Here is a 20,188-nt window from a genome sequence, read left to right on the forward strand (position 1 = left end):
AATGTTACATTTAAGGCTCGTTTAATTTCTGTCAGTTGTTGAGCAAGTATCCATAATCAGAGTGGTTAAATGCTAGAACCAGATTCCCAAGCAACAAGTGGAAAGAAAATAAGGATAATTACCCAAGTTCTGACAACTGCGCTCAAGCTATGGCTAAAAGCACAAGTAAGCCAAGTATCTCAGATTGAGGTGGAGATTAGAGCAAGCGATCGCCAAATTCTTTCTGGGCTTATCCCCTGGGTATCGATTTTTGCTAGTCATGCAGTTTATCAAGGTCTCCATGTTACACAAATTCAACTAGAGGCGGAAAATATTCGCTTAAACGTTGGCTCAGTACTTAAAGGACAGCCGTTACGGCTATTACAAATAGTACCAGTAAATGGTGAGATGATTGTCGAAGAAAAGGATCTCAATGACTCCCTCTCATCTGAATTATTATCGACTGCTTTAAATGACGTACTGGTTAAACTTTTACCAGAACACTGCCCAAAATCCAAGCCGATTACTTGGCAAAAGATTATGCTTGAGCATAAGCGAATCATACTGCATGGGAACCAAGCATCTGAGTGCGAATTCAAATTTCTGGAAATATTTTTCGGCTTAGAGTTACTCAACTCTCAACAATTGCAACTGGCTCAGATCCAGATCCAGCGCCAAAAAGAGGCGCTATTAGAAGATAATTATGGGTACAATCTGGATCTTGGCTCTGATGTCGATATCCACGAATTAACGCTGATCCCTGGCCAACTCGTCTGCCGTGGACGTATTAACGTTAACCCCTAATGATTAAAAATTGAAAATTGTCAATCCTAACTCTATTACTTTAAATTATAGTTCTCACCACATCTGTTGTGATTCGAGAGCAAAATTTATTTTTAGGTAGTTCCGCCAAAATCCCCAAGCCGCCCCAGCCAGCAAATATCACACTGAGCGCTCTCATGGCGGCTGTTTTCTGAAGTGCTGTCTAATATTCCTGGTCTAGAAGGGGAAGATCCGGAATTTTTCCCACAACCAATCATCAAGTTAACGGCACGGTCAATAATTTGCCAACAACGGTAACACAAGGGTGACGAAATAGTAAACCAAAGGAGCTGTGAAAATATAACTGTCAGTCCGGTCTAAAATACCACCGTGACCAGGAATTAACTGTCCTGAGTCCTTTACCCCAGCATCGCGTTTAAGCAGAGACTCGGTGAGGTCGCCTAAAAGACTAGCAATGCCAATCAGCAAGCCTAATGCTACACCAGTGAAGGCAAATCTGGGTAAGTGAAGATAATTTGCTCCTGCTAAGGCGACTGCAACGCTGGCTGTGATCCCAAAAACTGCCCCTTCCACAGTTTTTTTGGGGCTGATGTCAGACAGACGGGTTTTACCAAAAAATTTACCAATAATGTAAGCGCCAATATCAGCTGCCCAAATGCACAGAAAAGTTAGCACTGTCACTGTTAAACCTTGTGGTAGAGAGGCTCCATTGGCTGTTGAGAGAAAATCGTTCCAGCTTACAGGCCAGTAACCGCCTAAGGGCAGATTGCTAACAGCCGCACTATGGAGATCACGCAACCGCACCCAATAACTCGGCAAGTAACCTACATAAAATAGACCCATAATGGAAGCGGAAACATCGGCGATTGTGGCAAATTGGGGCTGAAACAGTAGGTAAAAACAAATAAGTGTGCCAGCTATCGGCATCACAGCATCGGCTAAATTACCATCAAGGGTACAAATTGCTAATAAGATTTGGCTGACAAGCATGGTAGTTTTAGCAGCTGGAGCTATGCCTCTGGCTCGCACCAAATTAAAATATTCCTGTTGACCTAAAAAGACGACGATCGCGATCGCAATGGTAAAGTACCAGCCCCCCAACAGGGTTGACAACAGTGCAAGAGCGATGGCAATAATTCCACTAATAATCCGAGACCAAGGCATATAAGTATTTTAGATTTTAGATTTTGGATTTTGGATTTTAGATTTAATCCAAAATCCAAAATCCAAAATCCAAAATCGAATAGATTTAGTCTAGTTTCTCACCACTGAGAATAAAAATGGGATCGGCGGCGACAAAGATTTGAGAGAAGCCGCGTGTCTCTAAGCGATTAACCGCAGACTGGACAACTTCGATATTTCTGGCTCTTAACTGAGAAAAGCTCTGGGAAATAGCATACAGACTCTCTAGATTAACAGCTGTAGCGACTACTCGACCTGATGGTGGCAAATAATGCCACACGGCTTGCAAAATGTCCTGGATGGGTCTTCCTCCCTCAATACAGACGCGGTGAGGGGCAAGCTTGAGGTCATGCAAGCAATCTGGGGCGCTGCCTTCAACTACTTCAACATTTTTGATATCAAAGCGATCGCAGTTGCGCTTAATCAAGGTAGCTACTTCTTCATCCCGTTCTACGGCAATAATCCTTCCATTTGGACACAACAATCCCACCTCTACGGGAATTGTACCTGTCCCTGCACCAATATCCCACAACACTGAATCGGGTTTTAGCCGCAGTTGGGAAATCAACAGTAATCGCACTTCTCGCCCGCTTAAGGGAATTCCTGGTAAATGCTCGAACAATTCATCAGGAATACCAGGGGTAATGTAAGGCCAAAGTTTGGAGGGCATAGAACCACACAATTATACTAGGGATATCGGCTTGCCCCGTTTGACAAGCTATAAGCTATCAATGTTTTTCAACGTAGGGCGATAATTAATCATCATGATTGGGCAAATATTAGGTAATCGCTACGAAGTTCAGCAGCAGTTGGGAAAAAAGGCAGGGCGGCGGACGCTATTAGCTAGCGATGGCTTAACTGGTGAATTAGTGGTTGTCAAGTTACTCTCTTTTGGCGGTGATTTTGAGTGGGATTCACTCAAACTGTTTGAACGAGAAGCCGAAACCTTAAAATCTTTATCACATCCCTTGATTCCTCGCTATTTAGACTATTTTGAGGTAAATTCACCAACTATCAAAGGATTTGCCCTAGTACAAACTTATATCCCCGCCCGGACTTTAGAGCAATGCATCGAAACAGGGCGGACTTTTACCGAAGCTGAAGTTAAAAAAATAGCCAAAGCACTTTTAGAGATTCTAATTTACCTACATGGGCTACATCCGCCTGTGATCCACCGTGATATTAAGCCTAGCAATATTTTATTAGGCGATCGCTCTGGTAATAGTATCGGTCAAGTTTACCTAGTAGACTTTGGCTCGGTGCAGACAGTCATACCCACAAAAGGTGGGACTCGAACCGTGGTAGGTACTTATGGCTATATGCCACAGGAGCAATTTGGCGGACCCACAGTGGCTGCATCTGACCTTTATAGTTTAGGTGCAACGTTGATTTATTTGGTGACGGGTACTCATCCTGCGGATTTACCCCAAAGGGATTTTCGCATTCAGTTCGAGCAAACAGCTAATCTAAGTGCCAGTTTTACTCACTGGTTGCAGTGGATGACTCAACCGAGTTTAGAAAAGCGATTGAGTTCTGCAAGTGCTGCGCTGACAGCGTTGGATGAATTGCAGTTTCCCAGTAGTGCTGTTTTAACAGTAAGTAAACCCGCTGGTAGTAAAATTCAACTGACCAAAAATGAAGATGCTCTCTTAATTCTCATTCCGCCGGTTGGGTTTCAACCATCGATGGTGTCTATCGGTTTATTTGCGATCTCCTGGAATTCCTTTATTCTATTTTGGACAATTGGCGCTCTCTCAGCACCGTTTCCTATCAACATTCCCTTTGCTTTATTCTCACTTCCCTTTTGGGGTGCTGGCTTTTCTATGGTGTACACCCTATTGTCTGGTTTATTTGGCAGGATGCGACTGCGTATAGATCGCCAGCAAATTGCCTTCACTTATGAGTTATTCGGATTTATTTTCCATCGCCCCCGGCCATCTCCCAGAGAAAGTATCAGCAAGCTAGTTTACATTCCAACACACTTTACTAAAGATTCTGAGGGAAACCAAACTCAGACGCCAGCGCAATTGGATATTTGGGCAGGAGTACAAAAGTATCATCTTGTTTCTGCTAGCGGAATTAAATCTGAAGCCGAACTGGAATGGCTAGCTGAGGAATTGAAGTATTACTTAGGTATGGAGATAACGAGAGAGAAAATCTAGCTCAAATCACATCTAGCTCCAGATGAATCAATCCACAAAACTCTAAAAAATCCTAGCTATGATTGGGGAAATATTCGCGAATCGCTACGAAATTCAACAAAATTTGGGTAAAAAGGCAGGGCGGCGGACGCTACTAGCCCGTAACTTAGAAACTCAGGAACCAGCCATCATCAAGTTACTCACCTTTGGCGGTGATTTTGAGTGGGATGATCTCAAGCTGTTTGAACGAGAAGCCGAAACCTTAAAATCTTTATCACATCCCTCTATTCCTCGCTATTTAGACTATTTTGAGGTAAATTCACCTACCATCAAAGGATTTGCCCTAGTACAAACTTATATCCCCGCCCGGACTTTAGAGCAATACATCCAAACTGGGCGGACTTTTACCGAAGCTGAAGTTAAAAAAATAGCCAAAGCACTTTTAGAGATGCTGATTTACCTACATGGGCTACATCCGCCCGTAATCCACCGTGATATTAAGCCTAGCAATATTTTATTAGGCGATCGCTCTGGCAATAGTATCGGTCAAGTTTATTTAGTAGATTTTGGCTCAGTGCAGACTGTCTTAGCCACAGAAGGCGCAACTCGGACTGTGGTAGGTACTTATGGCTATATGCCACAAGAGCAATTTGGCGGACGCACGGTGGCTGCATCTGACCTTTATAGTTTAGGTGCAACGTTGATTTATTTGGTGACAGGTACTCAGCCAGCAGATTTACCCCAAAAAGATTTTCGGATTCAGTTTGAGCAAGTTGCTAATATCAGCCCTAGCTTTAGCCATTGGTTAAAGTGGATGACAGAACCGAGTTTAGAAAAGCGTTTGAGTTCGGCAAATGAAGCACTTCAAGCTTTAAATAAGCCAAAGGTTCAAAGTACAGATACTTTAACTGTAATAAAACCCGTTGATAGTAAAATTAAACTGACAAAAAATAGAGATTCTCTAGAAATTATTATTCCGCCAATTGGCTTTCATCTGTCCACAATGCCCACAGGTTTAGCTATCATATTTATTAACTTATTTTTCCTACTTTTTTTAATTACATCTTTCCAGCAACCTTTTGCTGGCAGTCTATTTTACTTTTACTTGTTTCTTTTACTTTTTGGTATTAGCTTGGCTTTACTATATAACTTTCTCTTTGGGTTGTTTGGAAGTATCCGGCTGTCCCTGAATCAGCAGAAAATTTCTTTAACCCGCGAAATATTTGGAGTTAAATTCAATTTTCCTCAACCAGCACAGCGCCAGGACATCTGTATGCTCCAACGCATCAGAAAATATGTGCAAAAAGATTTTGCACGTACTTCATATCAGGTAAAAGCGCAGATTATTATTTGGGCTGGAAAACGGAGAAAATATGAAATTGGAGGTAACGATGAGTTAATTACTGAACCAGAAATCGACTGGCTTGCTCATGAATTGAGCGACTGGTTAGGTATACCGATTAGAAAGGAATAACCATTATCAGCAAGTTAATGTTCCAATCAGTTTCCAGCAGTTGGATCAGAAAAAATTCTCTTAAACTGGTATGGTTCTATAGTTAATTAAACAGGCTTTAGAGGTAACTGAATATGTTTGGACTAGGATTACCAGAAATAGGTATAATTGCTATTGTCGCCTTGCTGATTTTTGGCCCAAAAAAAATTCCCGAACTGGGAAACGTCTTCGGTAAAACCCTCAGAGGTTTTAAGGAAGAACTGAAAAATACTAATGAAGAAACAAATCCAGAAGAGGAAAAAATCAATAGTAGAGACGGATGAGTTACGTCTCTACTATGTGACTAGAGGAGCGTATTGACAACAGAAGAAGGTGTAGTCCCATTTTGAGAATCAACGATCGCTGTTGTAGAGTTTTGTGGCTGTATCTCCTCATTGACTACACCACGCAGCTTAATTAACTTAATAGCGCGGTTGACGCTTTCTGGCAAAATTACTACCAAACTGTTATCAGGCGCCATATCCAAGGCTTTGTTAATGGCTTGGGTTTCGTCCAAAATTGATTCAAAGCGGCAATCAGGCTTGACTTGGGTGATGCCTTTAGCAATCAAAGTAGCGGCTGATCCCCGTGGACGTCCCCTGGTGTCATCATCTTCCTTAACGATGATGTAGTCAAAAATATCTGCTGATAGTTTGCCCAAAGTGACAAAGTCTTCGTCACGGCGATCGCCAGGCCCTCCAAGTACACCAATCCGTTGTCCCGTAGTCCAATTGCGGACAAATGCACCCAATGCTTCATAACTGGCAGCGTTGTGGGCGTAGTCTACCAAAGCGTGGTATTTCCCCAAATTAAATAGATTCATCCGCCCTGGCGTTTGACTAACTGAAGCGCGGAAAGTCTTTAAGCCAGCACGAATCTGCTCTATAGTGACGTTTTGCACGAAAGCAGCCAAACTTGCTGCTAAAGCGTTGGCGATCATAAATGGCGCACGTCCGCCCATTGTCAAGGGTATATTTTCTGCTCTTTCTATCCGGTGTGTCCAATCACCTTTAACAATTGACAGATAGCCATTTTCATAGACTGCTGCTACACCTCCCTTTTGGATATGCTTTCGCACTAATTCTGAGTCTGGGTTCATGGTGAAGTAGGCAATATTCGCTTTAGTCTTCTCTGACATGGCTGCTACACGGCGATCGTCGGCGTTGAGTACCGCATAACCATCAGGGAATACAGCTTCTGCTACGACACTCTTCAGGTTAGCTAACTGATCGATGGTATCGATATCACCGATTCCTAAATGATCAGCAGCTACGTTTAACACCACACCCACATTAGCAGCTTCAAAGCCTAGTCCAGACCGGAGAATGCCACCACGTGCCGACTCTAGTACCGCTACTTCCACCGTTGGATCTTGCAGAATGACATGGGCACTTTGGGGGCCAGTGTTGTCTCCAGCTTCTACTAAATAATCACCGATGTAAGTGCCATCGGTTGTTGTATAGCCAACTACTTTACCTGTTTGTTTGTAAATATGTGCTAACAGGCGAGTAGTGGTGGTTTTACCATTTGTGCCCGTGACGCTGAGGATGGGAATTTGGCTAGATTGTTCATTGGGGAACAACATATCCATCACTGCGCCGGCGACGTTGCGGGGGATACCAACGCTTGGGGCTACGTGCATCCGGAAGCCGGGAGCAGCGTTAACTTCAACAATCACGCCATCCACATCCCGTAGGGGGCGGCTAATATCTGTAGTCACGATATCCAGTCCGGCAATATCCAAACCGATAATCTTGACTACCCGTTGTGCTAACCAAACGTTTTCGGGATGGATTTCGTCCGTGCGGTCTACAGCACTACCGCCCGTACTCAAGTTTGCTGTTGCCCGCAGATAACAAATAGTCCCCTTGGGCGGCACGCTATTCAGGGTGTAGCCTTGTCTTTCTAGTAGCTGGTAGCTGGTGCGGTCTAATTCAATCTTGGTGAGGACGTTATCATGTCCTTCGCCGCGATTGGGGTCAAGGTTTGTTTCCTCTATGAGTTCGGCGATAGAGGATCTGCCATTGCCAATCACATGAGCTGGCACGCGTTCGGCAACTGCCACTACCTTGCCATCTACCACCAGTACCCTATGGTCGCGCCCGACGTAATACCGCTCAACAATGATAGCTCTGGAAACCTGTCTGGCGGCTTCATAGCCTGCCTCAGCTTCTTCCCAAGTTCTGATATCGATGGTGATCCCGCGTCCATGATTGCCATCCACAGGCTTGAGGACGATGGGATAACCGCCAACATGTTCAATGGCTTCTTCCAAATCGTCCAAGAAGTTGATCACCGTTCCTCTAGGTACTGGCACGCCAGTGGCAGCTAGGATGCGTTTGGTGGCTTCTTTGTCGCAAGCTAGTTCTACCCCTAGGATGCTGGTGTTATCGGTCATTGTTGCCTGCATCCGCTTTTGATTGACGCCGTAGCCCAGCTGAATCAAAAAGCGTGCAGGAAGCGACATCCAAGGTATGCCTCTTTTTTCTGCTTCTTTGACAATTGCTTCTGTAGATGGGCCTAAGGAAGCATCACGCCAGAAATCTTTCAGGTCTTGGATGTCTTGCTCTAGTTCTGCCTTTGGGTAACGACCTCGATCAACAATACTTTGGCACAGCCGTACTGCTGCACGTCCAGCGTAGCGTCCCGCTTCCTCATTCAGGTATTCGATCACTACCTGGTAAATTCCAGGTGTGGCGGTTTCGCGGGTGCGACCAAAACCTACGTGCATACCAGCTAATTCCTGGAGTTCTAAGGCTACGTGTTCCACGATATGGCCCATCATGGTGCCTTCTTTCACCCGCATCAAAAAACCACCGCGACAGCCGGGGGAGCAATAGTGACCCTCCAGACTTGGCAGCGCCTCAACTAATCCTTCATAAAAGCCAGGGATTTCATTCGAGGGCGTCTCGGCAAGGTTTTCTAGATCGAGGCGCATGACGATCAGCTTGTGGCGTCGAATGCTCCAGTAGTTTGGGCCGCGTAAGGTCTGGATCTTGAGGATTCTCATGGGAATAGGTAGATGGAGATTCGGAACCAAAATTCTAGTTTCTTACTGGAATTGACCGCTAAACTGTTTGTAATGAACAGTTTTTTCTTTTTACATGGTGTTCTTCTGATGTTTTTACAGCAAGAAATAAATGCACGGTCAAGTCAGTGTAACCTCAGATACTCTATCCCGTCAGCTGGAGATCCGATGCACGGCGGGTAAAACAGTGCGCTGGTAAAGATGGAACCTATCTCCGTAGCTGAGGATATGTAGACGTAAATTATGCACGGTAAGGGGTTCGTTGGCACTGACTTGGGGTTCGTTGGTATGGGTAATTTCTGTGGGATCAACAATTGTCACGCTGCCTTTCCCCATCACCTGCAACCAACCATCGCGTTCAAACACAGCACAAGTATCTTCATCAATGCCAATGCCTAAGCGATCAGGATGAGCAGCGATCGCACTTATTAGTCTCCCCATGCGATTACGGTTGTGAAAGTGTTGGTCTACTATCACTTCGGGAATAAATCCCAAACCTGTAGCCATATCTACGAGGGAACGATTTGGTGTTTCACCACTACCACCGCCAGCAATCATATGGTGCCCCATCACTGCGGCCCCGGCACTAGTACCTGCTAAGGTCAGTTGCCCGGCCCTCACCCGCTGTCGGATAATTTCCATCGCTGGCGTATCTGACAGGACTCCACAGAGACGCAGTTGATCCCCTCCTGTCAAAAATACCCCACTACAAGCTTCTAGTGATGCTTTGATCTGGGGGTTCTCACACTGTTCCCGTTCGCGAATGTCTAAAATCTCAACCTTGTTAGCACCCATTTCTTCAAAAATGCGAATATACCTACCACCGATAATGGCAGGTTCGCGGGAAGCTGATGGAATTATTGTAATATACGCCTTGCTAGCACCAGCACGACCAAAGAAAGTTCTCAGGATTTCGCGTCCATGAACTTTGTCTTCTGCGCCTCCGATAACCAGAACGGCGGTTTTAGTTGCTTGGGGTGTCCTCATTTCCAGCGATTTAGCTTCTAATTGCGGCATTGCGTTTCTCCTGTCAACAACTTCAGGAGCCATCGCCTTGGACGGGTTCCCCGGCTTGTGGCGAATGGCGTGTGAATTTAACAAGGTTTAGTAGCCTGTTTATTTTCGCCCTTTGCTTCTTTGAGAGGACACTGCTTGACGCACACGACGCCTCAGTTTTGTCATGTCCGTTGCCGTTCCTCAAAGCCAGCGCCCTGTTTTTAACCTATCCACTTTTTCCAGACTGGTTTTCATAGTGCTTAGGGGGCTAGGGGAGGACATTTCTCTGCGGGGGGGGGAAACTGCCCAGGCTGTGCCTTCTGTTGTAGACGCCGTCCGGGCGGCTTCCCTGCCGTTAGAATTTGCCCATTTACCCTCTGGGCTTGGGGTTAGGGTTCCCCTCTGGGCTTGGGGGCGAGCAGGTCTTGACACGCTTTTTTCTGAGGCTGGCTCGATGCATCCTGGAAGTTGTTAACTTTGGTCAGATTATTAAATTAAATGTAGTAGTGACAATATTTAAACACAAATTAAGTAATTAGAAAAACTTTTGATCCTACCAAAAAACCAAGACTTCTGGTACTTTTGTATACTATTGATGCCATCTAAGTGTAGTTTTACCTGACCTTGGCTTCTTGTGTTTGCTAGATATTTAAATCTAAGATTAGTGTCCTTGAATACGAATTACTGTGCGCTTTGATATAGTTACGCTTTTTCCTGACTGTTTTACCTCGGTTCTTAGTTCTGGTCTACTGGGCAAAGCCTTAGCTAAACAGATTGCCCAAGTGCATCTGGTTAATCCCAGGGACTTTACTACCGATAAGCACCGGAAGGTAGATGACGAACCCTATGGCGGTGGCGTGGGGATGCTGATGAAGCCTGAGCCGATTTTTGTCGCTGTGGAGTCGTTGCCGATTCTACCTCGAAGAGAGGTCATTTTGATGAGTCCCCAAGGACAAACCATAAATCAACCGCTGTTACGCGAATTGGCCACCAATTATGACCAGTTAGTCGTAATTTGCGGCCATTACGAAGGGGTGGATGAGAGAGTTTTGCATTTAGTTACCCGTGAGGTGTCTTTGGGTGATTTTATTCTGACTGGTGGAGAAATTCCGGCAATGGCGTTGATTAATGGCGTGGTGCGCCTCCTACCGGGAACTGTAGGCAAAGCAGAGTCCATCAAATCAGAAAGTTTTGAGGAGGGGTTGTTGGATTTTCCCCAGTATACTCGTCCTGCTAATTTTCGCGGGTGGGAAGTGCCATCCGTCTTGCTGAGTGGGAATCATGCGGAAATTGCCCGCTGGCGTTACTCTCAACAAATCAAAAGAACAGGCTCCCGTCGTCCTGATTTGCTGAAAACCTGGGAGCAGCAGAAGCAAGAGGAACAGGGGGAGAATTCCTAAATCCCCAAATCTAAAATCCCAAATCTAAAAATTGACAAGATGAATATTCGTATTGGTAACGGCTACGATATCCACCAACTGGTGAGCGATCGCAATTTAATTTTAGGCGGAATCCACATTCCCCACGAATTAGGTTTATTGGGGCATAGTGACGCTGATGTACTCACCCACGCCATCATGGATGCCATGCTGGGGGCATTATCATTAGGGGATATAGGCCATTATTTTCCCCCCAGCGATCCCCAATGGGCAGGGGCAGATAGTTTAGTACTATTAACTCAAGTACACCAGCTAATTCGCGCTCAAGGTTGGCAAATTGGAAATATTGACTCGGTAGTAGTCGCAGAACGTCCCAAATTGAAACCCCATATTTCCCAAATGCGCGACAAGTTAGCGACGGTTTTGGAAGTTGAACCAAATCAAATTGGCATTAAAGCTACCACCAACGAAAAACTCGGACCCACCGGACGAGAAGAAGGTATATGTGCTTATGCTGTCGTTTTGTTGGTAGCTGCTGATTAACTCACAAATTAGAAAATGGCTAGCATAGAGATAAACGAGAAACCCTCAACTACTTGGGAGAAATAGAACAATGGAAGCTATAAAATTTCCAATTCCTAATTATTGGTCTGACGCTGATCTTGTAGGTGACGATGAGCAAACTTACTTATTAGTTAAAGTCAAGGCTAAGAAACTCGAAGATAAATTAAAGCAAAGCGCTATTTCCGAATTAGAGAATTACTTCCAACCTCGAATATATAATCTTCGTTTTGCCATGCTAGTAGACTTAGAAGAAATTGAGATTATAAAAGTAAATGATGACAGTAAAATCGAGGCTAAGATTTCACTTAAAAGTGATGATGTTTTAAGCCATTACGATCCAGAATTCAGCAAAAAACGCATATTTGGGTTCTACCTTCAAACACTTATACAATCTTGGTTAAGAGACTTAGCATATCACTGGAAATCTGAAACACCGCCAGCATCGAGAGAATTAGCAGAAATAGGCTTGTTGCAACTATTGGAAAGTGGACATGGACATTATTATTTTCAGGTAAACTAAATGCCGATACTTTACGTTGAAACAAATTTTTTGATGTCCATCGCTAAGGGACAAGATTTGGAGGCAGATCAATTACTGCGTAATTCTCTTGCGTCACTTCACATAGTCATACCAGATATTTGTTATATTGAAGCTATCAAGACCTACAAAATACTTCGGAAAGACCGCTTGCAATTTGAAACAGAAATGAAGAAGCAAATTAATGAGTCAAGTCGAGATAAAACTTCCACTCATGCCAAATCTTTTCTTGGACATTTAGAGCAGGCGTATATTGAAAATGCATTATTACTTAATGATATTCAAGGTCGTCTTTCTGAAACTATTAATTGTCTGCTTACAAATGCAGAACTAATTAATTTAAATAGTATCATAATTCAAGAGATAGCCAATCAAACTCTTATAGAAGAAATATTACCCATTAAAAATGACATAATGGATAACTTGATTTTACAATGTATTCTTAGTCATGCAAATTTGCATCCCGCAGAAGAAAAAGTATTCCTGAGTGGCAATAATAAAGACTTTGGGAAACCGGAAGTTCAAGAAGCTTTGCGTAATGCTGGAATAAATAAGTATTTTACTAATACACAAAACTTTTTGGAATGGCTAAAGTCTCAGTCTATTTAAATTCACTAATCATGTATTAAAATTATGAAATTAGCTATTAAGCTTTTGCCTGCGCTCAAGCAATTTTGGTTACTAATAATAATTGCTGCAATAACAGCAACTTCAATTGCCGCCTGTAACCCAACTAACTTTAAAAGCGCTGCTGCTCAAGTACCGCAATTGGTAATGAGCATTCTCAGCGATCCTAAAACTTTTAATTATGCCCTAAGTTCAGAATTTCCAAATATTTTTGGATTGACTTATGAGGGATTAATCACCGAAAGCTATGAGACGGGTAAAGTTGAGCCAGCTTTAGCAGAATCCTGGAAAATTTCTGATGATAAATTAAAGATTGTTTTTACTCTGCGGGAGGGTTTGAAATGGTCTGATGGAGAACCTTTGACAGTAGATGATGTGGTCTTTACCTACAACGATATTTACCTCAACACAGAAATCCCTACAGACACCAGGGATGTGATGCGGATTGGTGAAAGTCGTAAACTGCCAATTGTGAAAAAAGTTGATAATCGCCGGGTTGAGTTTACCGTACCAGAACCATTTGCGCCATTTTTGCGTACTACTACAGGTGCACCGATTTTACCGGCTCATGCACTACAAAAATCGGTAAAAACAAAAGATCAAGATGGAAAACCGCAGTTTCTCACAAAGTGGAGTGTTGATACTCCGCCAGATAAACTGATAGTCAACGGCCCTTATAAACTAGAGCGCTACGATACCAGTCAACGTGTAATTTTCCGGCGCAACCCCTATTACTGGCGCAAGGATGCTCAAGGAAATCCCCAGCCTTATATTGAAAGAATTATTTGGCAAATTGTGGAATCAACAGATACTGCTCTGCTGCAATTTCGTTCTGTGGGATTAGATACTGTGGGGGTAACGCCAGATTATTTTTCTTTGCTAAAGAAGCAAGAAAAGCAGGGTAATTTCAAAATATATAATGGTGGGCCAGCCGCTGGTACATCGTTTGTTTTGTTTAATTTAAATAAAGGTAAAAGAGACGGTAAGCCACTGGTTGATCCCATCAAGTCGCGTTGGTTTAATAATGTAGAGTTTCGGCAGGCAGTAGCCTATGGGATTGACCGACAAACGATGATTAACAACACTTTCCGCGGCTTAGGTAAACCGCAAGATTCACCAATTTCTGTGCAAAGTCCCTATTATTTATCGCCGAAGGAAGGATTAAAAACCTACGATTATAATCCAGAAAAAGCAAAGCAACTGCTAAAAAAAGCGGGATTTACGTACAACGATAAAGAACAGCTAGAAGATGCTGACGGCAACCATGTTCACTTTACTTTGCTGACGAATTCTGGGAATCGGATTCGTGAGGCAATGGGATCACAAATTAAACAAGACTTGAGTAAAATCGGTATGCAAGTCGATTTCACTCCCTTGGCGTGGAATACTTATACAGACAAGCTGTCTAATTCCTTAGACTGGGAGGCTTCCTTGCTGGGTTTAACTGGCGGTTTAGAACCAAATGATGGGGCTAATGTTTGGTCTCCTGAAGGTGGATTACACATGTTTAATCAAAACCCCCAAGCAGGACAAAAGGCGATAGAGGGTTGGGAAGTGACTCCTTGGGAAAAGAAAATTGGTGAACTTTATATTCAAGGGGCAAGGGAATTAGATGAGGCGAAGCGGAAAAAAATTTATGCCGAAACCCAACAGATTACTCAGGAAAACCTGCCGTTTATTTACTTAGTTAACGCTTATTCATTGTCAGCAGTGCGTAATCGCTTTGAAGGCATAAAATTTTCTGCTCTTGGTGGCGCCTTCTGGAACATTCATGAAATCAAAATTACCAAGTAGAAAATAGGTGACAGAAAAAGTGAGTGAGATGAAGAATATATTATTTCCCTCTTCCCCAATCAGGATTTAAGGATAAAAGGATGAGCACTCCTTAATCTAAATCATCTATCAATCATGTTAATCCTTTAATCTGAGAATCTTGATCCCAACTACCAATCAGGATTTAAGGATAAAAGGATGAGCACTCCTTAATCTAAATCATCCATCAATCATGTTAATCCTTTAATCTCAGAATATTGATCCCAACTACCAAAAATTGCTGTGACTCAACCCGAAGCTTTGCGATCGCTCCTAGAAGCGGTGAAAAATGGTAACATTACCCCAGATAAGGCATTAGACACACTGAAAAACTTGGCTTATGAACCTGTAGGTGAGTTTGCCAAAATTGACAACCATCGCCCTCTGAGAACTGGGTTTCCAGAGGTAATTTGGGGGCCAGGTAAGACACCGGATCAGATTGCTCAAATTATGGAGGTGATGCGCCACCGTAACCCGTTGGTGATGGCCACCCGGATTGAACCAGCGGTGTATGCTGCACTGTCCGCCAAAGTAAGCGGTTTGCGATACTACGAAATGGCGCGAATTTGTGCCATTGCGCCCCCGAATCTCGAACCAAAGTTTGGGGGTCTAATCGGCATTCTTTCTGCTGGTACTGCTGATTTATCCGTTGCCGAAGAAGCAGCAGTGACAGCTGAACTTTCTGGTTTTTGCGTCCAACGCCTTTGGGATGTCGGTGTGGCGGGGATTCACCGCTTGCTGAGTAACCGTCACCTGATCGAGTCAGCATCAGTATTAATTGTTGTGGCGGGGATGGAAGGCGCTTTACCCAGCGTTGTTGCTGGTTTGGCAGATTGCCCAGTGATTGCCGTTCCTACCAGCATCGGTTATGGCGCAAGCTTTGGCGGTTTAGCACCTTTATTGACAATGCTCAACTCTTGCGCTGCTGGTGTAGGTGTAGTAAATATCGATAATGGTTTTGGTGCAGCAGTTTTGGCCGGACAAATTTTGCGGACAGCCGAGAAATTGCGCTTGGCATCGGCGACATCGTAAGGTAATGAAAGTGAAGTACTCACCATAATAGTGCTGAGTAAAGAAAGTGAAAATTACACTCGGCATAACAAGCTCTGTAACCTATAAACCTTGAATTACCAAGCATGAACTTTTTTAATGATTCGATATCTCAGTTACTTTGGCAAATGCCAGTAAATGCGACTGTGCTAGCTCAAAACATTACCGATCCTGATCTTCTAGGCCAAATACAACGTTCTTGGGCACACTTTATACAGACAGGACAAGTTTGGGCACTGTTGATTGGTTTGGTTATTGGTTATATGTTTCGGGGTTTAACTAGCTACAGTTAAAGTGATTTTAGATTTTGGATTTGAGATTAATCTTAAGTCCGAAATCTAAAATTGATTTCCCCTTCTCTCTTCACCTTTATGACCGAAAAACAAATTTGGAGCCAGCGGTTTGAATCAGCGCTGCACCCGGCAATTGCCCGTTTTAATGCAAGTATAAGTTTTGACATTGAATTAATAGAATATGACCTGACTGGTTCCCAAGCTCATGCCAAAATGCTGGCTCACACGGGGATTATTTCCCCAGAAGAAGGAGAGCAATTAGTTGCAGGTTTAGAACAAATTCGTCAGGAATACCGCCAAGGGAAATTTCACCCTGGTATCGATGCGGAAGATGTACATTTTGCCGCTGAACGGCGACTGACGGAAATTGTCGGCGATGTGGGTAAAAAGCTGCACACGGCGCGATCGCGTAATGACCAAGTAGGTACTGACACTAGGCTTTATCTCCGCGACCAAATCCTACAAATTCGCCAGCAATTGCGGGAATTTCAAAGCGTCTTACTAGATATAGCTGAAAAAAACGTTGAAACCCTGATTCCTGGTTATACCCACCTACAACGCGCCCAGCCTGTGAGTTTAGCTCACCACCTCTTGGCATACTTTCAGATGGCGCAACGGGACTGGGAACGCTTGGCAGATGTTTCTCGCCGGGTGAATATCTCACCCTTGGGGTGCGGTGCGTTGGCGGGAACCACTTTCCCCATTGACCGCCATTACACAGCCAAACTCTTGGATTTTGACAGTATTTATGCTAACAGCTTAGATGGAGTGAGCGATCGCGATTTTGCCATCGAATTCTTGTCTGCTGCCAGTCTGATTATGGTTCACCTCAGCCGCCTCTCAGAAGAAGTTATCCTGTGGTCAACGGAAGAATTTCGCTTTGTTACCCTCAAAGACAGCTGCGCCACAGGTTCCAGCATCATGCCCCAAAAGAAAAACCCCGACGTACCAGAATTGGTGCGGGGAAAAACCGGACGTGTATTTGGTCATCTCCAAGCCATGTTAGTAATTATGAAGGGGCTACCCCTGGCATATAACAAAGACTTGCAAGAAGATAAAGAAGCTATATTTGACAGCGTCAACACAGTCAAAGCCTGCCTGGAAGCAACAACAATTTTGCTGCAATTCGGTTTGGAATTTCGCACCCAACGCTTGGCAGCAGCAGTGACAGAAGACTTTTCTAATGCCACCGATGTAGCAGATTATCTAGCCGCGCGGGGCGTCCCCTTCCGCGAAGCTTACAACCTTGTAGGCAAAGTGGTGAAAACCAGCATTGCCGCAGGTAAACTCCTCAAAGATTTGAAATTAGAAGAGTGGCAACAAATCCATCCAGCATTTGAAGCAGATATTTATCAGGCAATATCCCCTCGTCAAGTTGTTGCGGCCCGCAACAGCTACGGCGGTACTGGTTTTATACAGGTAAATCAAGCAATCCTTGCCGCCCGCACTCAAATCGCTGCTAAATGAATAGCGCTGATTCTTGAGTAATCATCAAGTTTTGAGTCCTGAGTGAGAATACTGCACTCAGAACTCAATAAATAAGGGCGTACTAAGGTACGCCCTAAATGCTGAAAGGCTCAAAGAGCAAAAATTTTATCAGGCAACTTATTCAGCATCAACTGCTGCTGCGCCTTCATCTTCATCACTCTTAGGCGGTCTTTGTTGGAACCTTCTCTGCATTCTTCCTGTCGTAGTCCGTTTACGAAACTTTCTGGCATAAGCCTGGTTCCGTAGCGCCTTTTCTTTTTTCGGATTGCGGCGCTTAGCCATGTTCACCTCATGAATAAACAACAAAAAATTTGCACTCAGGCATCACGTAGGCAATATCAGCTAGCGATGTTATTGATATAGTTCCACAAAGCACAGGCATTTATCTCATGCTTGAGGTTAGCCGGGTAAAACCCGACGGGGAGAACTACAACGCCATACCACTTGCTACAACTCTGGTAACCAGAGCAACGCAGTGGCTCCCCTATCCCTAGGCTAAAAGCTGTTGGGATTACTTTTAACTGCATCACGCCAGAGGGAAAAATGTTTATGCATACTAACTTTACTCTCGGCAAACAGTCAAGCCTTCATAGTCCAATTCTTATGGACAAAATTGGTGTACCACCGAACTATTGACTATGAATTTTGATGCTGGCCTATAAACTGAGTTAAGTTTTGCAATACTTTTAGCCTAGTGCAATCTGCAAAATACTTTTAACAGTATACTAGCCTACCGTATTATACTATCTTATGTCAAGATAATATTATGAGCATCTCCCCATCAGCTAGGGATTACGAGGGAATAAGCAACAGACTGATATTGTATACAAGTCAATTTTAATAGGAAAATAGTAGATGGTTACAATCTACAAGTAAATTCTAAAAATTTATTTATGTAAACAGTCAGTAAAATAATACTTTTGTTCGGACTGAGGGAGAAATCTTTTTCCACAAGGATTTAGAGGACTTTAGTCCTGACTACGAGAGCTTCTGTTTTAATTTCATTTTCCTACTTAAATTTAGCGAATCTATATTTTCAGATTAATTATCCGAAGATATTATATTTTGTGTTGATTGAAAACTACTCTTGATTACTGGTTTCAGCAAGGAGAAGGGGAACTATCAACTGAAAAAATTTTAGTATTTCATCAATAGTTGATCTTGACAAATACAATGCCTTTATTAAAATCAGATGTTAAAATTGGCTTATTCTACGTAAATCGTTAGGATAAAACCCAATCACAAACATTTTTGTATAAAACAAAACTCAACCAAAATTTAATTAGTTGAGTTTATGTAAGTAATTGGGAATTAATATTACAACCCAAAAATTTGAAGATTGAACATTCTTGCTTTTTTTCCGGCAGTGATCAAGTCCACACGTAGCTTATGGCACTTTGGACAAACGATATTAGGGATTATTTTCCGTCATCCCATCACTGGCACTAGTATCATTTCCATTTTACCCGATGGTCGGATTGTGTTGATTCGGCGGAGTGACGATGGTCTCTGGGCATTACCTGGCGGTATGGTGGACTGGGGTGAGGATGTCACGAGTGCAGTCCGTCGGGAGTTGATGGAAGAAACTGGACTAGAGTTGGTGAAAATTCGGCGTTTGGTTGGAGTTTACTCAGCACCAGACCGAGATCCCCGAATCCATTCAATTTGTATTGTGGTTGAAGCCGATGTCCAGGGAGAAATGAAAATTCAAGATAGTTTGGAAGTTCTAGAAATCCAGGCTTTCCCTGCCATCTCCTTACCTAAACCACAGATGTCTCATGACCACAAGCAGCAGTTGCAAGACTACTTTGACGGGTTGACAACACTGGACTAAGAATATTTTGAATTATAGATTTTAGATTACGGATTTGATCTAAAATCTATAATCTAAAATCTGTTGAGAGTTAACTACTAAATTAAGATGTATACGCTATTTCGCAACTCCCGCAGAAAACTTTCTCAAGGGCTATTGTTCTGGCGTGAAGTTGGTGAAGGAACTGCTGTAATTTTCTTACACGGTGCTTGGAACGATAGCAGTCAGTGGGTATCGGTGATGGAGTCACTTTCCTCTGATTTTCATTGCTTTGCACCAGATTTATTAGGATTTGGTGAATCTGAAAATCCTAATATTCACCATTCGATTGATTTGCAAGTGGAGTGTCTAGCGGAATTTTTGTATGCTTTGAAGCTAGAAAAGGTGTATTTAATAGGACATTCCCTAGGGGGTTGGATTGCTGCTAGCTATGCTTTAAAGTATCCAGAGCGAGTTTATGGTGTGGTACTTCTAGCGCCAGAGGGTGTAAAAATGGAAGGACAAGAAAAGTATTGGCGCCAAATGCGGCGATTAGTCAACTTTTCACCACTATTAATTAAACTCTTACGTTTACTAAGTCCTTTAACTAAAATTCTTGGTTGGCAAGAAAAAATTGACCAGGACTTGCAACTACGCCAGGAACTGTTGCAATATCCGATAGGCTGTCACCTACTGTTTAAACGGCAGCGTCCAGAAATTGAGGCAGAATTGCTGCAAAGCCGTTTGTACTTAATAGAAGTTCCATTTTTGGTTTTACAAGGTGGTAATGATACACCAAGTGCGTTAGCAATGAGTAAGACTTATGCTCAACTGACTCCAAATGTCGAGTTGAAAATGATTGCTCATGGAGAAAATGATTTACCAGAATCTTGTGCTGGTGTTGTGGCGGTCGATATTCGGGATTTTATTAAAGGTAATGGGTAATGGGTAATGGGTAATTGGTGATTGGTAATTGGTAAATTAAACTAAATTATCAAGAGTTTACTGCCAATATGCCACCGATATTGTTTCGCTTTCAAACCG

Annotated in this window: 20 protein-coding genes; 14 read left to right on the plus strand and 6 right to left on the minus strand. The window is 43.3% G+C overall.

The genetic code is table 11. The annotated features are described in order from the left end of the window. The first annotated feature begins 69 nt into the window (after window positions 1-69). On the plus strand, window positions 70-783 hold the full coding sequence (locus H6G32_RS03835) for an LmeA family phospholipid-binding protein (RefSeq protein ID WP_190455032.1): 714 nt from the start codon (window positions 70-72) through the stop codon (window positions 781-783). Between the two features lie 252 nt (window positions 784-1,035). On the opposite strand, the gene H6G32_RS03840 is transcribed toward H6G32_RS03835, so the two are convergent. Next, window positions 1,036-1,926 carry a phosphatidate cytidylyltransferase gene (locus H6G32_RS03840; protein WP_190455035.1) on the minus strand — a complete coding sequence of 297 codons (891 nt, stop codon included), beginning with the start codon at window positions 1,924-1,926 and terminating at the stop codon, window positions 1,036-1,038. Between the two features lie 85 nt (window positions 1,927-2,011). Further along, window positions 2,012-2,614, minus strand: coding sequence for a precorrin-6Y C5,15-methyltransferase subunit CbiT (gene cbiT, locus H6G32_RS03845; RefSeq protein WP_190455038.1), 603 nt, complete (start codon window positions 2,612-2,614; stop codon window positions 2,012-2,014). A gap of 94 nt (window positions 2,615-2,708) precedes the next feature. Here cbiT and H6G32_RS03850 point away from each other — a divergent pair, with 94 nt between their 5' ends. The 3 genes from H6G32_RS03850 to tatA all read left to right on the plus strand — a co-directional run bounded on the left by H6G32_RS03850 (window position 2,709) and on the right by tatA (window position 5,861). Beyond that, complete coding sequence (locus H6G32_RS03850; protein WP_190455041.1) at window positions 2,709-4,106, plus strand: serine/threonine protein kinase; 1,398 nt, start codon at window positions 2,709-2,711, stop codon at window positions 4,104-4,106. A 58-nt stretch (window positions 4,107-4,164) separates the two neighbouring features. Next, entirely contained in the window at window positions 4,165-5,559 is a 1,395-nt protein-coding gene (locus H6G32_RS03855; protein ID WP_190455045.1) for a serine/threonine protein kinase, read from the plus strand. A gap of 113 nt (window positions 5,560-5,672) precedes the next feature. Beyond that, a complete protein-coding gene (gene tatA, locus H6G32_RS03860) occupies window positions 5,673-5,861 on the plus strand; it encodes a twin-arginine translocase TatA/TatE family subunit (protein WP_190455047.1) in 189 nt (62 codons plus the stop codon). Window positions 5,862-5,881: 20 nt separating this feature from the next. On the opposite strand, the gene cphA is transcribed toward tatA, so the two are convergent. The 3 genes from cphA to H6G32_RS03875 all read right to left on the minus strand — a co-directional run bounded on the left by cphA (window position 5,882) and on the right by H6G32_RS03875 (window position 10,033). Continuing rightward, window positions 5,882-8,587, minus strand: coding sequence for a cyanophycin synthetase (cphA, locus tag H6G32_RS03865; RefSeq protein ID WP_190455364.1), 2,706 nt, complete (start codon window positions 8,585-8,587; stop codon window positions 5,882-5,884). Between the two features lie 171 nt (window positions 8,588-8,758). Further along, window positions 8,759-9,622 (minus strand): cyanophycinase, encoded by an 864-nt coding sequence (locus H6G32_RS03870; RefSeq protein WP_190455050.1) that lies wholly within the window; start codon window positions 9,620-9,622, stop codon window positions 8,759-8,761. 180 nt (window positions 9,623-9,802) lie between these two features. Beyond that, the gene (locus H6G32_RS03875; RefSeq protein ID WP_190455053.1) at window positions 9,803-10,033 is read right to left on the minus strand and encodes a hypothetical protein; all 231 of its coding nucleotides are present in this window, start codon (window positions 10,031-10,033) and stop codon (window positions 9,803-9,805) included. Window positions 10,034-10,287: 254 nt separating this feature from the next. Here H6G32_RS03875 and trmD point away from each other — a divergent pair, with 254 nt between their 5' ends. The 8 genes from trmD (at window position 10,288) to argH (ending at window position 17,331) form a co-directional block, all read left to right on the plus strand. Continuing rightward, entirely contained in the window at window positions 10,288-11,001 is a 714-nt protein-coding gene (gene trmD, locus H6G32_RS03880) for a tRNA (guanosine(37)-N1)-methyltransferase TrmD (protein ID WP_190455055.1), read from the plus strand. A gap of 39 nt (window positions 11,002-11,040) precedes the next feature. Then, window positions 11,041-11,523 (plus strand): 2-C-methyl-D-erythritol 2,4-cyclodiphosphate synthase, encoded by a 483-nt coding sequence (gene ispF, locus H6G32_RS03885; protein ID WP_190455058.1) that lies wholly within the window; start codon window positions 11,041-11,043, stop codon window positions 11,521-11,523. A gap of 70 nt (window positions 11,524-11,593) precedes the next feature. Further along, window positions 11,594-12,064: a hypothetical protein gene (locus H6G32_RS03890; protein ID WP_190455061.1), complete on the plus strand. Its 471-nt coding sequence runs from the start codon at window positions 11,594-11,596 to the stop codon at window positions 12,062-12,064. Further along, window positions 12,065-12,691, plus strand: coding sequence for a PIN domain-containing protein (locus H6G32_RS03895; RefSeq protein ID WP_190455064.1), 627 nt, complete (start codon window positions 12,065-12,067; stop codon window positions 12,689-12,691). Between the two features lie 24 nt (window positions 12,692-12,715). Continuing rightward, window positions 12,716-14,503 carry an ABC transporter substrate-binding protein gene (locus tag H6G32_RS03900; protein WP_190455068.1) on the plus strand — a complete coding sequence of 596 codons (1,788 nt, stop codon included), beginning with the start codon at window positions 12,716-12,718 and terminating at the stop codon, window positions 14,501-14,503. A 261-nt stretch (window positions 14,504-14,764) separates the two neighbouring features. Next, window positions 14,765-15,553, plus strand: coding sequence for a nickel pincer cofactor biosynthesis protein LarB (gene larB / locus H6G32_RS03905; protein ID WP_190455071.1), 789 nt, complete (start codon window positions 14,765-14,767; stop codon window positions 15,551-15,553). 104 nt (window positions 15,554-15,657) lie between these two features. Continuing rightward, window positions 15,658-15,864 carry a hypothetical protein gene (locus H6G32_RS03910; protein ID WP_190455075.1) on the plus strand — a complete coding sequence of 69 codons (207 nt, stop codon included), beginning with the start codon at window positions 15,658-15,660 and terminating at the stop codon, window positions 15,862-15,864. Window positions 15,865-15,942: 78 nt separating this feature from the next. Continuing rightward, on the plus strand, window positions 15,943-17,331 hold the full coding sequence (gene argH, locus H6G32_RS03915; RefSeq protein ID WP_190455078.1) for an argininosuccinate lyase: 1,389 nt from the start codon (window positions 15,943-15,945) through the stop codon (window positions 17,329-17,331). 138 nt (window positions 17,332-17,469) lie between these two features. Here the strand turns inward: argH and H6G32_RS03920 are convergent, their stop codons facing one another. After that, a complete protein-coding gene (locus H6G32_RS03920; protein ID WP_015210411.1) occupies window positions 17,470-17,634 on the minus strand; it encodes a hypothetical protein in 165 nt (54 codons plus the stop codon). 1,057 nt (window positions 17,635-18,691) lie between these two features. Between H6G32_RS03920 and H6G32_RS03925 the strand changes: the two genes are divergently transcribed. Continuing rightward, entirely contained in the window at window positions 18,692-19,186 is a 495-nt protein-coding gene (locus H6G32_RS03925; protein ID WP_190455083.1) for an NUDIX hydrolase, read from the plus strand. An 87-nt stretch (window positions 19,187-19,273) separates the two neighbouring features. After that, a complete protein-coding gene (locus H6G32_RS03930) occupies window positions 19,274-20,089 on the plus strand; it encodes an alpha/beta fold hydrolase (protein ID WP_190455085.1) in 816 nt (271 codons plus the stop codon). The last annotated feature ends 99 nt before the right edge of the window (window positions 20,090-20,188 follow it).

Origin of the sequence: Cylindrospermum sp. FACHB-282, assembly GCF_014697195.1 — a bacterium.
Taxonomy (GTDB): domain Bacteria; phylum Cyanobacteriota; class Cyanobacteriia; order Cyanobacteriales; family Nostocaceae; genus Cylindrospermum.

What these genes read in the sequence shown, in the direction of transcription:
- H6G32_RS03835 (WP_190455032.1), top strand. Translation starts at nt 70, where the DNA reads ATGCTAGAACCAGATTCCCAAGCAACAAGTGGAAAGAAAATAAGGATA.
- argH (WP_190455078.1), top strand. Translation starts at nt 15,943, where the DNA reads ATGACCGAAAAACAAATTTGGAGCCAGCGGTTTGAATCAGCGCTGCAC.
- H6G32_RS03920 (WP_015210411.1), bottom strand. Translation starts at nt 17,634, where the DNA reads ATGGCTAAGCGCCGCAATCCGAAAAAAGAAAAGGCGCTACGGAACCAG.
- H6G32_RS03870 (WP_190455050.1), bottom strand. Translation starts at nt 9,622, where the DNA reads ATGCCGCAATTAGAAGCTAAATCGCTGGAAATGAGGACACCCCAAGCA.
- H6G32_RS03910 (WP_190455075.1), top strand. Translation starts at nt 15,658, where the DNA reads ATGAACTTTTTTAATGATTCGATATCTCAGTTACTTTGGCAAATGCCA.
- ispF (WP_190455058.1), top strand. Translation starts at nt 11,041, where the DNA reads ATGAATATTCGTATTGGTAACGGCTACGATATCCACCAACTGGTGAGC.
- H6G32_RS03840 (WP_190455035.1), bottom strand. Translation starts at nt 1,926, where the DNA reads ATGCCTTGGTCTCGGATTATTAGTGGAATTATTGCCATCGCTCTTGCA.
- H6G32_RS03890 (WP_190455061.1), top strand. Translation starts at nt 11,594, where the DNA reads ATGGAAGCTATAAAATTTCCAATTCCTAATTATTGGTCTGACGCTGAT.
- H6G32_RS03930 (WP_190455085.1), top strand. Translation starts at nt 19,274, where the DNA reads ATGTATACGCTATTTCGCAACTCCCGCAGAAAACTTTCTCAAGGGCTA.
- H6G32_RS03895 (WP_190455064.1), top strand. Translation starts at nt 12,065, where the DNA reads ATGCCGATACTTTACGTTGAAACAAATTTTTTGATGTCCATCGCTAAG.
- H6G32_RS03850 (WP_190455041.1), top strand. Translation starts at nt 2,709, where the DNA reads ATGATTGGGCAAATATTAGGTAATCGCTACGAAGTTCAGCAGCAGTTG.
- cbiT (WP_190455038.1), bottom strand. Translation starts at nt 2,614, where the DNA reads ATGCCCTCCAAACTTTGGCCTTACATTACCCCTGGTATTCCTGATGAA.
- H6G32_RS03900 (WP_190455068.1), top strand. Translation starts at nt 12,716, where the DNA reads ATGAAATTAGCTATTAAGCTTTTGCCTGCGCTCAAGCAATTTTGGTTA.
- H6G32_RS03855 (WP_190455045.1), top strand. Translation starts at nt 4,165, where the DNA reads ATGATTGGGGAAATATTCGCGAATCGCTACGAAATTCAACAAAATTTG.
- tatA (WP_190455047.1), top strand. Translation starts at nt 5,673, where the DNA reads ATGTTTGGACTAGGATTACCAGAAATAGGTATAATTGCTATTGTCGCC.
- cphA (WP_190455364.1), bottom strand. Translation starts at nt 8,587, where the DNA reads ATGAGAATCCTCAAGATCCAGACCTTACGCGGCCCAAACTACTGGAGC.